This is a genomic window from Staphylococcus sp. NRL 16/872 (assembly GCF_022815905.2).
Taxonomy (GTDB): domain Bacteria; phylum Bacillota; class Bacilli; order Staphylococcales; family Staphylococcaceae; genus Staphylococcus.
The window spans coordinates 1,697,539-1,711,166 of the sequence record NZ_CP119327.1 but is presented as its reverse complement, the minus strand read 5'-3'; the positions used below and the strand labels follow the sequence as shown (position 1 = coordinate 1,711,166).

General features: G+C 34.0%; 11 protein-coding genes. 10 read left to right on the top strand and 1 reads right to left on the bottom strand.

The genetic code is table 11. From position 1 onward, the window contains the following. Positions 1–214: 214 nt before the first annotated feature. Positions 215–1,150 carry a ribonuclease HIII gene (gene rnhC, locus MT340_RS08495; RefSeq protein WP_243589568.1) on the bottom strand — a complete coding sequence of 312 codons (936 nt, stop codon included), beginning with the start codon at positions 1,148–1,150 and terminating at the stop codon, positions 215–217. A gap of 262 nt (positions 1,151–1,412) precedes the next feature. Here rnhC and zapA point away from each other — a divergent pair, with 262 nt between their 5' ends. From zapA to racE, 10 genes are all read left to right on the top strand, one after another. Then, positions 1,413–1,679, top strand: a complete 267-nt coding sequence (gene zapA / locus MT340_RS08490; protein ID WP_126565402.1) for a cell division protein ZapA — start codon at positions 1,413–1,415, stop codon at positions 1,677–1,679. Then, the gene (locus MT340_RS08485; protein WP_243589567.1) at positions 1,680–2,201 is read left to right on the top strand and encodes a CvpA family protein; all 522 of its coding nucleotides are present in this window, start codon (positions 1,680–1,682) and stop codon (positions 2,199–2,201) included. It begins immediately after the preceding gene. 77 nt (positions 2,202–2,278) lie between these two features. Continuing rightward, a complete protein-coding gene (gene polX, locus MT340_RS08480) occupies positions 2,279–3,991 on the top strand; it encodes a DNA polymerase/3'-5' exonuclease PolX (protein ID WP_243589566.1) in 1,713 nt (570 codons plus the stop codon). Positions 3,992–4,000: 9 nt separating this feature from the next. Next, entirely contained in the window at positions 4,001–6,352 is a 2,352-nt protein-coding gene (locus MT340_RS08475; protein ID WP_243589565.1) for an endonuclease MutS2, read from the top strand. 194 nt (positions 6,353–6,546) lie between these two features. Continuing rightward, positions 6,547–6,861, top strand: a complete 315-nt coding sequence (gene trxA / locus MT340_RS08470) for a thioredoxin (RefSeq protein ID WP_011276093.1) — start codon at positions 6,547–6,549, stop codon at positions 6,859–6,861. A 96-nt stretch (positions 6,862–6,957) separates the two neighbouring features. Then, positions 6,958–8,742 carry an excinuclease ABC subunit UvrC gene (gene uvrC / locus MT340_RS08465; protein WP_243603759.1) on the top strand — a complete coding sequence of 595 codons (1,785 nt, stop codon included), beginning with the start codon at positions 6,958–6,960 and terminating at the stop codon, positions 8,740–8,742. Positions 8,743–9,161: 419 nt separating this feature from the next. Next, a complete protein-coding gene (locus MT340_RS08460; RefSeq protein ID WP_243589563.1) occupies positions 9,162–9,776 on the top strand; it encodes a succinate dehydrogenase cytochrome b558 subunit in 615 nt (204 codons plus the stop codon). A gap of 118 nt (positions 9,777–9,894) precedes the next feature. Continuing rightward, positions 9,895–11,661, top strand: a complete 1,767-nt coding sequence (gene sdhA / locus MT340_RS08455) for a succinate dehydrogenase flavoprotein subunit (RefSeq protein ID WP_243603758.1) — start codon at positions 9,895–9,897, stop codon at positions 11,659–11,661. Continuing rightward, entirely contained in the window at positions 11,661–12,512 is an 852-nt protein-coding gene (sdhB, locus tag MT340_RS08450; protein WP_243589562.1) for a succinate dehydrogenase iron-sulfur subunit, read from the top strand. Before sdhA ends, sdhB begins: the two co-directional genes overlap by 1 nt. A gap of 315 nt (positions 12,513–12,827) precedes the next feature. Next, positions 12,828–13,625, top strand: coding sequence for a glutamate racemase (gene racE, locus MT340_RS08445; RefSeq protein ID WP_243589561.1), 798 nt, complete (start codon positions 12,828–12,830; stop codon positions 13,623–13,625). Positions 13,626–13,628 lie beyond the last annotated feature (3 nt).

The following is a 13,628-nucleotide window of genomic DNA, read 5'->3' as shown; positions in this document are numbered from 1 at the left end:
TAAGCACTTACACACTTAAGTAAGTAGTTCTAAGATAGATTACGAAGTGTAGTTGTGGAGACTCCTGGTGGAAAAGAAAGAGCCTCAAGACTACAGGCTTGATCCTTTCCCACCGGAAAGCGCAACAACTTAAACGAGTGAATATCTATCTAAGAACTACTTTTAGTAACATAGTGAAAGCCACTTCGTAATTGCATGAAGTGGCTTTAGTAATTTAATTATATTTTTTAGTAACTAGATTTTGTGCTTTTTCTCGGTTTTTGAAATGTTTTTTAGAAATACTATCTAATTTAGCAATGCCGTGTTGTTCAATAATACGAGCGGCTACTAAATCTACTTTATTGCTAGCGCCTTTTGGAATGTCGCAGCGCATTGTTTTAGCGATATGATCCATATGCTTCACAAATGCGTATCTTGAGATAATGCTTGCTGCAGCGATAGCTAATGACTTTGATTCGCCTTTAGTTTCGAATTGCGTTTTTTCTGGAAAAGGTAGGGCACTTAAGGCATAACGTTGATATACACCACGTTCTGCAAACTGATCAATCACAATATATTCTAATGCATCTGTAGAAATTTTTTGTGTCACATTTTTAATCGCTTCATTATGTAACACAGCTTTTATCTTAACTTGAGACCAACCTAAAGCTTGTCTTTCATTATATTTAATATTATCTAGCGTTAATAAAGAATGGGGTAAGAAAGTAATGAGTTGTTCTGCTAATTCTACAATTTTAGGATCGGTTAATTTTTTCGAGTCATCGACACCTAATGTTTTTAAAATTTGTACATGCTCTTTTGAAACGTAAGCAGCACATACAGTAAGTGGTCCAAAGTAATCACCACTCCCTGCTTCATCACTCCCGATGCAGTTATACTGATTGTAAGATATAGTCATCGTTGAAGTTTGCTTAGCCTTAGACGTAGTTGCATTTGCACTAGCGCTATGACTAGGTAATAGTTGTTGTGCTACTGTTTCTGCCTGTTTACCTTGAAACATGACTTTTCCAGAGTTATATATATTAATCGTTGTTTGCTTATATTTAGTACGAGCTTTCATACCGTTTGGTAATTGAGAGGTTTCAAATGATACTTGTTGCATCAATTGTTGAATCTCTTGTTCTGTTAGTTTATGGACGACATTAGCCATTATGGTGCTTGACCTCACTTTTTCAAAAATACTGTTAAAACCTACATAATGATAACATATTTACAAGTTATGATAAGAGATAGCGTTAAAAGACGTAGAAAAAAGTATAGCACTTCGCCACTTACAAATAAGGCTATGCTCATGTATAATATATTGTGATTATTTATTAATTAAGGATAACTTGCAATTTCTTTTAGAGTAATACTACATAACTATTTAGGATAAGGTTTAGAATAATTTAAAGATGTCAGGAGTTGAGGTTATGGGAGAGTTTAAGAACCGTATCAATGTTTCAATTAATGATCAGAATTATACTATTATCGGTGAAGATAGCCCGGAACATATTCGTTACGTGGCTCACTTAGTTGATGAAAAGTTAAAAGAGATGGGTCGTAAATCATCTGGATTAGATACTACAAGAAAGTCTATTTTAACAGCAGTGAATATTATGCATGAAAAAGTTCAACTAGAAGAGGAAAATCGTAAGCTCCGTCAAGAAATTCAACAATTAAAACATCGAGAAGATTAAATGCTTATAGATGTTATTGTTGTACTTATCATCATTTACTATATTGTAATGGGGTTTAGAAGAGGTATTTGGCTTAGTAGTTTACACTTATTAGCGTCGATTGTTTCATTAATTATTGCGCATCAATTTTATCGTTCTATTGCTAAACAGTTAATTGTTTTTTTACCTTTCCCAAAAACAATCGCTTACGATACTTCATTTGCATTTCATTTTAATGACTTACAACAGCGCTTTGATACCATTTTCGCTTTTATTTTAATTATGTTTACTAGCAAGTTGCTTTTATATCTTATTATTGTAACTTTTGATAATATAGTGACGTATCAAAATATTGCGCTAATAAGTAGAGTGTTAGGGTGTATGCTTAGCCCTGTATTAGCTATTATTTTACTACAAATAGCACTTTACATAGTCGCATTATATCCAGTGGACTGGTTACAACAAAGTTTATCGCATTCAATATTAGGAAGTGGCATTTTATTTCATACGCCTTGGTTATCATCCTATATTTTAAACTTATAATAAAACAAAACTGATATGAGGTCAGGACAATAAGACTATGTTTAATGTCCTGGTCTTCTTTTTATGGAGTGAGAGTAGTGACTAAAAAAGATGTAATCCAATTATTAGAAAAAATAGCTATATATATGGAATTGAATGGAGAAAATACGTTTAAAGTTTCTGCGTATAGAAAAGCAGCTCAAAGTTTAGAAATTGATGAGCGTACGTTAGATGAGATTGAAGATGTAACAAAATTAAAAAATATTGGTAAAGGTGTAGGTGACGTTATCAATGAATTCCGTACTACGGGAGAATCATCTACCTTACAAGAACTTCAACAAGTTGTACCTGAAGGATTAATTCCATTAATGAAAATCCAAGGTTTAGGTAGTAAAAAAATAGCGAAATTGTACAAAGAACTGAATATTACAGATAAAGAGAGTCTACAAACAGCATGTGAAAATGGCAAAGTAAGTGAATTGAGCGGTTTTGCTAAAAAGACGGAGCAAAATATTTTAGAAGCTGTGAAAGCGTTAGGTGCTAAAAAAGATCGTTATCCAATTGGGTTAATGCGCAAATTAAATCAAACGATTAGTGAATATTTAGAGACTTTAGAAGACGTTGATAAATATTCTGTAGCTGGAAGCTTCCGTCGTTATAAAGAAATGAGTAAAGATTTAGATTATATTATCAGCACGGATCACCCTGATAAAGTACAACAACAATTATTAGAGATTCCGAATAAAGTTAAAGAAGTGGCTGTAGGGCAAACTAAAGTTTCTCTGGAATTAACATATGATGACGAAACAGTTGGGGTAGACTTTAGATTAATCGAACCTGCTGCTTACTACCATACATTACAACACTTCACTGGCTCTAAGGACCATAATATTCGCATTAGACAACTTGCTAAAGCGCAAAATGAAAAAGTCAGCGAATATGGCATTGAACAACAAGATGGCACGCTTCTACAATTCCAAAATGAAGCGGAGATTTACCAACACTTTGGTAGTGAATGGATAGATCCAGCAATGCGCGAAGATGGCAGTGAATTCGATAAAGATTTAAGCAATATCATTACATTAGACGATATTAATGGCGATATTCATATGCATACGACATATAGTGATGGTGCTTTTTCAATTCGAGAAATGATCGAAGCCAATATTGAAAAGGGATACCAGTTTATGGCGATTACGGACCATTCTAAAAGTTTGAGAGTGGCGAATGGTTTACAAGTAGAAAGATTAATACGTCAAAATGAAGAAATTAAAAAACTGAATGAAGAATATAAAGAAATCGATGTCTATTCAGGAACAGAAATGGACATTCTACCAGATGGTTCATTAGATTATGATAATGACGTTTTAGCGCAATTAGATTACGTGATTGCAACAATTCATCAAAGTTTTAATCAGTCTGAAGAAGAAATTATGAAGCGATTAGAAAATGCATGTCGTAATCCTTATGTCAGACATATTGCTCATCCTACAGGTCGAATTATAGGGAGACGTAAAGGTTATGAGCCAAATATAGAACAGTTGATGAAGTTGGCGGAAGAAACTAATACTATTATGGAAATTAATGCTAACCCCGCTCGTTTAGATTTAAATGCGGAGATAGTTAGAAAATATCCAAACGTTAAATTAACAATTAATACGGATGCGCATCATACTGATCACTTAGACTTTATGAAATATGGTGTAGCAACTGCCCAGAAAGGTTTCGTCCATAAAGATAGAGTCATTAATACAATGTCTAGGGAAGCATTTAAAGATTTAGTAGAAAATAATATAAAATTGAAGAAATAGAGGGATTGTATGAGACAAAAAACATTAGACGTCTTAGAATTTGATAAAATTAAATCATTTGTTGCTTCTGAAACAGTGAGTGATTTAGGACGTGAAAAAGTGTCTAAGATGTCTCCAGCAACAGATTTTGAAACAGTAGAGTTTCAAATGAATGAAACAGATGAAATCTCACAAATTTATAATAAACATCGCATGCCTAGTTTAAGTGGGTTAGCCAAAGTATCGCCACTTATTCACCGTGCTACGATTGGTGGGGTACTGAATGTTTCTGAATTGAAATTGATTAAACGTTTAATTCAAGTTCAGAATCAATTTAAGACATTTTATAATCAATTACTTGAAGAAGATGAAGAAGTTGTTAAATATCCTATCTTGAATGATAAGATGAACCAGTTGCCAGTACTATCAGACCTTTTCCAAGAAATTAATGAGAAATGTGATACGTACGATTTATATGATAATGCAAGTTATGAATTACAAGGTATTCGAAGCAAGATTTCGAGCACAAACCAACGTATTCGACAGAATTTGGACCGTATTGTGAAGAGTCAGGCGAATCAGAAAAAGTTATCTGATGCGATTATTACTGTGCGTAATGACCGAAATGTTATTCCAGTTAAAGCAGAATATCGTCAAGATTTTAAAGGGATTGTGCATGATCAATCTGCTTCTGGTCAAACGTTATATATTGAGCCATCTTCAATAGTAGAAATGAATAATCAAATTAGTCGTTTGCGCAACGATGAAGCAGTAGAACGTGAGCGTATTTTAACAGAATTAACAGGATTAGTAGCTTCTGATGCGGATGGCTGTTTAGTAGCAGAATCTGTGATGGGACATATCGATTTCTTAACAGCAAAAGCACGTTACGCGCGTTCAATTAAAGGTACGAAACCTACATTTTATAAAGAAAGAACGGTTTATTTACCAAATGCTTATCATCCTTTATTAAATAGAGAAACTGTGGTAGCGAATACCATTGAATTTATTGATGATATTGAAACGGTGATTATTACAGGTCCTAACACAGGTGGTAAAACAGTCACACTTAAAACATTAGGTCTCATCATTGTCATGGCACAATCTGGTTTGCTGATTCCTACGTTGGATGGTAGCCAATTGAGTGTCTTTGAGAACGTTTATTGTGATATCGGGGACGAGCAATCTATCGAACAATCATTATCTACTTTTTCTTCTCACATGAAAAATATTGTTGAAATTTTGAAAGAGACAGATAAGAATAGCTTAGTTTTATTTGATGAATTAGGTGCAGGTACGGATCCTAGTGAAGGGGCAGCGCTTGCTATGAGTATTCTAGATCATGTCCGTGAGATTGGTTCTTTAGTAATGGCGACAACGCATTATCCAGAGCTTAAAGCTTATAGCTATAATCGTGAAGGTGTAATGAATGCTAGCGTTGAATTTGACGTAAATACATTGAGTCCTACCTATAAATTATTGATGGGCGTTCCTGGGCGTTCGAATGCTTTTGATATCTCTAGAAAATTAGGCCTCAAACTGAATATCATTAATAAAGCTAAAACAATGATTGGTACAGATGAACAAGAAATTAATTCAATGATAGAATCGCTTGAAAAGAATTCAAAGCGTGTAGACGAACAACGAATTGAATTAGACCGATTATTGAGAGAAGCTAAAACAACGCATGATGACCTTGAACAGCAGTATCAACAATATAAAAATTATGAACAAAAATTAATGGATGAGGCTAAAGAAAGGGCCAATCAACGTGTGAAATCAGCAACAAAAGAAGCAGACAACATCTTAAAAGAACTACGTGATTTGCGTGATAAAAAAGGCGCCGACGTTAAAGAACATGAATTAATTGATAAGAAAAAGCAATTAGATGATCAATATGAAGCCAAATCCATTAAACAAAATGTGCAAAAACAAAAATATGATGAAATTCATGCTGGAGATGAAGTGAAAGTTTTATCTTATGGTCAAAAAGGTGAGGTATTAGAACTTGTAGGTGATGATGAAGCCGTGGTCCAAATGGGTATTATTAAAATGAAATTACCTATTAAAGATTTAGAAAAAACGAAGAAGAAAAAAGAAAAGCCAGTTAAAATGGTCACACGTCAAAATCGTCAAACGATTAAAACAGAACTAGACTTAAGAGGATATCGTTATGAAGAAGCGGTTGGCGAGTTAGACCAATACATTGATCAAGCAGTGTTAAGCAACTATGAGCAAGTATATATTATTCATGGTAAAGGTACGGGTGCCTTACAAAAAGCCGTACAAAATCACTTGAAGAAACATAAAAGTGTTAAATCATTCCGAGGTGGTATGCCTAGCGAAGGTGGCTTTGGTGTCACAGTAGCTGAGCTCAAATAATTTATATAGTTTTTTAAGCATGGAAGTTGATTTTTTATTTATTTGACGTAAAATAAAGCGAGTGAAATAATAACTCAATGATTTATAAGTAGTCTTTTTAGAAGAAATAGTTTAATTGAGCAAGAGCAATGCAGATGCGATTAAAGTCTGTTATAATTTGCTCATCATTCAATATTTAAGGAGGATTGGCAATTATGGCAATCGTAAAAGTAACGGATTCAAACTTTGATGAAAACATTCAATCAGGCGTTAAATTAGTAGACTTCTGGGCTACTTGGTGTGGACCTTGTAAAATGATTGCACCTGTATTAGAAGAATTAGCAGGTGACTATGATGGTAAAGCTGACATCTTAAAATTAGATGTAGATGAAAATCCTTCAACAGCTGCTAAATTTGAAGTAATGAGTATCCCAACTTTAATCGTATTTAAAGATGGTGAACCAGTCGATAAAGTAGTTGGTTTCCAACCTAAAGAAAACTTAGCTGAAGTATTAGATAAACATCTATAAGAATAGCAATAAACTTGTAAAGACTGGGGCATTACATTAAATGTAATCGCTCCGTCTTTTTTATATGCCGTTAAAATAGAGGGAAGGAGGACTTTAATGACAGACTACAAAGAAAAGATTAGAGATAAATTGAGTGTAGTTCCATTTGAACCGGGTTGTTATTTAATGAAAGATCGTAACGACCAAGTGATTTATGTAGGTAAAGCAAAGCGCCTTAGAAATCGATTACGCTCATATTTTACTGGTGCACATGATGCTAAGACGACACGCTTAGTCGCTGAAATAAGAAATTTTGAATTTATAGTTACATCGAGTGAAACAGAATCGCTTTTATTAGAATTGAACTTAATTAAACAATATCAACCCCGATATAATATTTTATTAAAAGATGATAAAAGTTACCCATTCATTAAAATTACTAAAGAAAAACATCCAAGACTCATTGTGACAAGAACTGTAAAAAAAGGATCAGGTAAGTATTTCGGGCCTTATCCAAATGCTTATTCTGCTCAAGAAACGAAAAAGTTATTAGATCGAATTTATCCATTTAGAAAATGTGACAACATGCCTGATAAATTGTGTTTATATTATCATATTGGCCAATGTATGGGCCCATGTGTTTATGATGTGGATCAACAAAAATACGCTCAAATGACACGTGAAATTAGTGATTTTCTAAATGGAGAAGATAAAACAATTTTAAAAAATTTAGAAACACGTATGATGGATGCGAGTGAGAATTTGGATTTTGAACGTGCAAAAGAATATAGAGATTTAATTCAACACATCCATAATCTAACTAAAAAACAAAAAATTATGTCTTCGGATAATACAATTCGAGACGTCTTTGGCTATAGCGTATCTAAAGGTTGGATGTGTATACAAGTGTTCTTCATTCGCCAAGGAAATATGATTCAACGCGATGCAACGATGATTCCAATACAACAAACAGAAGAAGAAGAATTTTATACGTTTATAGGCCAATTTTATAGTTTAAATCAACATATTTTACCTAAAGAAGTTCATGTTCCTAAAAATCTTGATAAAGATATTATCCATTCCGTTGTAGATACTAAAATTGTCCAACCGGCAAGGGGAACAAAAAAAGAAATGGTTGATTTAGCAAGCCATAATGCAGAAGTAGCTCTTGATAATAAATTTGAATTAATTGCTAAAGATGAGTCACGCACAGTGAAAGCTATTGAAGAATTAGGTGAACGTATGGGTATTCAAACGCCGATTCGTATTGAAGCTTTCGATAATTCAAATATTCAAGGGGTAGATCCAGTTTCAGCGATGGTTACCTTTGTGGATGGCAAACCTGATAAAAAAGGTTACCGTAAATATAAAATTAAGACTGTACAAGGCCCAGATGATTATAAATCAATGCGCGAAGTTGTGCGCCGTCGTTATACACGTGTATTGAACGAAGGCCTTCCTTTGCCAGACCTTATTATCGTCGATGGTGGTAAAGGACATATGAATGGCGTTATTGATGTTTTGGAAAATGAATTAGGCTTAGACATTCCAGTCGCTGGTTTAAGTAAAAATGACAAACACCAAACATCTGAATTACTTTATGGAACCAATGCCGAAATTGTGCCAATGAAGAAAAACAGTCAGGCGTTTTACTTATTACATCGTATTCAAGATGAAGTTCATCGATTTGCGATTACTTTCCATCGTCAAACTCGACAAAAAACTGGTTTGCAATCTGTACTTGACACAGTAGACGGTATTGGAAGTAAACGTAAAACTAAATTGTTGCGTACATTCGGTTCAATTAAGAAAATGAAAGAAGCGAGTGTAAGTGATCTACAAGCAGCAGGACTTCCAGAAAAGGTGGCTAAAAATTTACAACAAGCGTTAAAAAATAACTAATATTAAAAAAAGGGGTATGAGAATTATTCTCATACCCCAAACGCATATAAAAAATGTTACAATAAAGTTAACAAAAAGCTTATTTTTTTAAGAAAGTATGGAAGCGTTTTCTAATTGAGAAGTATTATCATTACAGGGTTTTGAGAATAGTTATGATTTTACTTGCATATCTCATAAATCCAAAATGATTAAAAAGTATTTACTTTTTTAAGTCATACTTGTCTATATAGATGAAAAGTCGAAACGCATTTATAAATGTATAATTTTCAGATTTATTCAAATTTTAAATTTGAAATTGCTAATTATGACAAGTACTAAATAAAATAGTAAATACTTTATTTGAATAATTCTCAACGAAAGAGATGGGCTTTCTTAAGGATGGGCAATTTAAATTAATTGGTTTACAGGGGGGACTCCTTTTGGCAAAGTCTAAAAACGAATTTTACCTAAGACGAATTCACTCGTTACTAGGTATCATTCCAATCGGTGCATTCTTAATTGTTCACTTAATGGTGAACCATCAAGCAACACAAGGTGCTGAAGCCTTTAATAAAGCTGCTAACTTTATGGAATCTTTACCATTCTTATTAGCAATTGAATTTTTATTTATTTACTTACCAATCTTATACCATGGTCTTTATGGTATTCATATTGCATTTACTGCAAAAGAAAATATCGGTCATTATTCTTTATTTAGAAACTGGATGTTTGCTTTACAAAGACTTTCAGGTATTGTGACATTCGTCTTTGTATTTATGCATTTATGGCAAACAACTTTACAAAAGTATTTCTTCGGTAAGGAAATTAATTTTGATTTAATGCACCGTGTGTTGGAAAATCCATTTGTATTAATTATTTATATCATTTGTATCATTTGTGTTATTTTCCATTTTTCAAATGGATTATGGTCATTCTTAGTAACATGGGGCTTTTTACAATCTAAAAAATCTCAACGTGTTTTCACTTGGGTTTCTTTAATTGTATTCTTAATTCTTTCTTACATCGGTGTAACAGCACTTTTAGCATTCGTATAAAATTTAAATTTAAATGAAATTAAACCTTTAGTAATAAATGATAACGAATAATTTACTTATCAAGTAAGGTTATACATGACGTTAATTTGTAGATATATTTTAGGGGAGTGACAATTCTATGGCAGAGAAAAAAATTATTGTTGTCGGTGGGGGCCTTGCTGGTCTGATGTCAACAATTAAAGCTGCAGAACAAGGTGCGCATGTTGATTTATTCTCAATCGTACCTGTTAAACGTTCGCACTCTGTATGTGCCCAAGGCGGTATTAATGGTGCGGTAAATACTAAAGGTGAAGGCGACTCACCTTGGATTCACTTTGATGATACAGTTTATGGTGGTGACTTCTTAGCTAACCAACCACCTGTTAAAGCTATGGCTGAAGCTGCACCATCTATTATTCACTTATTAGACCGTATGGGCGTAATGTTTAGTAGAACTAAAGAAGGTCTTTTAGACTTCCGTCGTTTCGGTGGAACATTATATCACCGTACAGCATTTGCTGGTGCAACAACTGGACAACAATTACTTTACGCCCTTGATGAACAAGTTCGTTCATTTGAAGTGGATGGTTTAGTTACTAAATATGAAGGTTGGGAATTCTTAGGTATTGTTAAAGATGATGAGAACGCAGCTAAAGGTATTGTTGCTCAAAACATGACAACTTCTGAAATTAAATCATTTGGTTCAGATGCTGTTATCATGGCAACAGGTGGTCCTGGTATTATCTTCGGTAAAACAACAAACTCCATGATTAATACAGGATCTGCTGCCTCAATCGTTTACCAACAAGGCGCTAAATATGCAAATGGTGAGTTCATTCAAATTCACCCAACAGCTATTCCAGGTGATGACAAACTTCGATTAATGAGTGAGTCAGCACGTGGTGAAGGTGGACGTATTTGGACTTATAAAGATGGTAAGCCATGGTATTTCTTAGAAGAGAAATATCCTGATTACGGTAACTTAGTACCACGTGACATTGCAACACGTGAAATCTTTGATGTATGTATTAACCAAAAATTAGGTATTAATGGTGAAAACATGGTTTACCTTGACTTATCTCATAAAGATCCACATGAGTTAGATGTAAAACTTGGTGGTATCATTGAAATTTATGAGAAATTCACAGGTGATGACCCACGTAAAGTACCAATGAAGATTTTCCCAGCGGTTCACTACTCAATGGGTGGTTTATACGTTGATTATGATCAAATGACAAACATTAAAGGTTTATTCGCAGCAGGAGAATGTGATTTCTCTCAACACGGTGGTAACCGTTTAGGCGCTAACTCATTATTATCAGCGATTTATGGTGGTACAGTTGCTGGGCCTAATGCAATTAAATACGTTGAAAATGTAGAAACTTCATACACAGACTTAGATGAAAGTATTTATCAAAAACGTGTAGATGAAGAACAAGAACGCTTTGATAACTTATTAAATATGCGTGGTACTGAAAATGCTTATAAACTTCATCGTGAACTTGGTGAAATTATGACAGCAAACGTAACAGTAGTGCGTGAAAACGACAAATTACTTGAAACAGACAAAAAAATTGTTGAACTTATGAAACGTTACCAAGACATTGATATGGAAGATACACAAACTTGGAGTAACCAAGCCGTATTCTTTACTCGTCAATTATGGAATATGTTAGTTTTAGCACGAGTAATTACTATAGGCGCTTACAATCGTAATGAATCACGTGGTGCCCACTACAAACCAGAATTCCCAGATCGTAATGATGATGAATGGTTAAAAACAACATTAGCTGAGTATCAAGGTAAAACAGAAGCACCTAAATTCACTTATGAACCAGTTGATGTAAGCTTAATTCCACCACGTAAACGTGATTACACTAGTAAGTCTAAAGGAGGTAAAAAATAATGGCTGACACTCAACCAGTAAAAGAAACTCCAGAAGAACGTCGTAATGAAGAAACACTAAATCGTGAAGAAGGTCAACAAAAAGAAACAAATCAAAAAACAGTTAAATTAATTATTAAACGTCAAGATAATCAAGACTCTAAACCTTATGAAGAAGAGTTTGAAATTCCTTATAAAGAAAATTTAAATGTTATCGCATGTTTAATGGAAATTAGACGTAATCCTGTAAATAGTAAAGGTGAAAAAACGACACCTGTTACTTGGGATATGAACTGTTTAGAAGAAGTTTGTGGTGCTTGTTCAATGGTTATTAATGGTCGTGCAAGACAATCATGTTCAGCAATCGTTGACCAATTAGAACAACCAATTCGCTTAGAACCAATGAGCACATTCCCAGTTATTCGTGATTTACAAGTTGACCGTACAAGAATGTTCGACAACTTAAAACGTATGAAAGCATGGATTCCTATCGATGGTACGTATGATTTAGGTCCTGGTCCACGTATGCCAGAGAAGAAACGTCAAACAGCATACGAATTGTCTAAATGCATGACTTGTGGTGTATGTTTAGAAGTTTGTCCAAACGTTACACGCAATAACAAATTCGTAGGTGCACAAGCAATTTCTCAAGTACGTTTATTCGACTTACACCCAACAGGTGCAATGACCAAAGATGAACGTTTAGATGCGTTAATGGGTGCAGGTGGTTTACAAGAATGTGGTAATTCTCAAAACTGTGTGAATGCTTGTCCAAAAGGTATTCCTTTGACAACTTCAATTGCAGCGTTAAACAGAGAAACAACATTCCACATGTTTAAATCATTCTTTGGTTCAGACCACAAAGTAGATTAATCAAAAAAGGTCTGGACAAAAGCGCTTAGGATTTGAGCAGAACCGAACGATGAGCAAAATTGTTTCTCAAATTTTGTCGAGTCGTGATGGACTCTGCCGAAAATCCTGCTTTTGGAAAGCCGTAAATTATTTCTTATAATATAATTTATAAAATGTTTTAATCTAACATTCAGCACTCACAATAAGGTGGGTAGCGATTTTGCAATAAATCGCTACCTACTTTTTTCTTTTTCAAAATGAATAAAACGAATTAGTCAACCTCAATGAATGACTGTGGTAAAATGAGAGTATTATGTATTATAAGGATGAATATAAATGAATAAACCAATTGGTGTTATAGACTCTGGCGTAGGGGGCTTAACAGTAGCGAAGGAAATCATGCGCCAACTTCCTAATGAGACCATTTATTATTTAGGAGATATAGCAAGATGCCCTTATGGTCCACGCCCTGGCGATGAAGTCAAAGAATTTACAACACAACTTGCAAATAAATTGATGGAATTTAATATTAAAATGTTAGTAATTGCTTGTAATACGGCAACAGCAGTAGCACTTGAGCATTTACAACAAATATTACCTATCCCTGTGATTGGCGTCATCGAACCTGGCGCGCGTACTGCTATTATGACTACAAAAAATCAAAATGTTTTGATCCTAGGTACAGAAGGGACTATCAAATCAGAAGCTTATCGTCATCATATTAAACGCATTAACCCCAATGTGAATGTGTATGGTGTTGCATGTCCTGGATTTGTACCTTTAGTTGAGCAAATGCGTTATGATGATCCAACAATCACAAGTATCGTCATTCATCAAACGTTAAAGCAGTGGCGCAATACAGATGCTGATACTGTCATTCTTGGTTGTACTCACTATCCTTTATTATATAAACCAATTAATGATTACTTTGGCGGAGAGAAAAAAGTAATATCTTCTGGTCTTGAAACAGCTCGTGAAGTCAGTGCGTTACTTACATTTAGCAATGAGCATGCGAGTTATTCACCAAATCCACAACACCGTTTCTTTGCTACAGGAGATACTGTACATATTAAAAATATTATTGCACAATGGTTAAAACTAGACGTTGAAGTTGAACATATTCAAGTTATTTAAAAG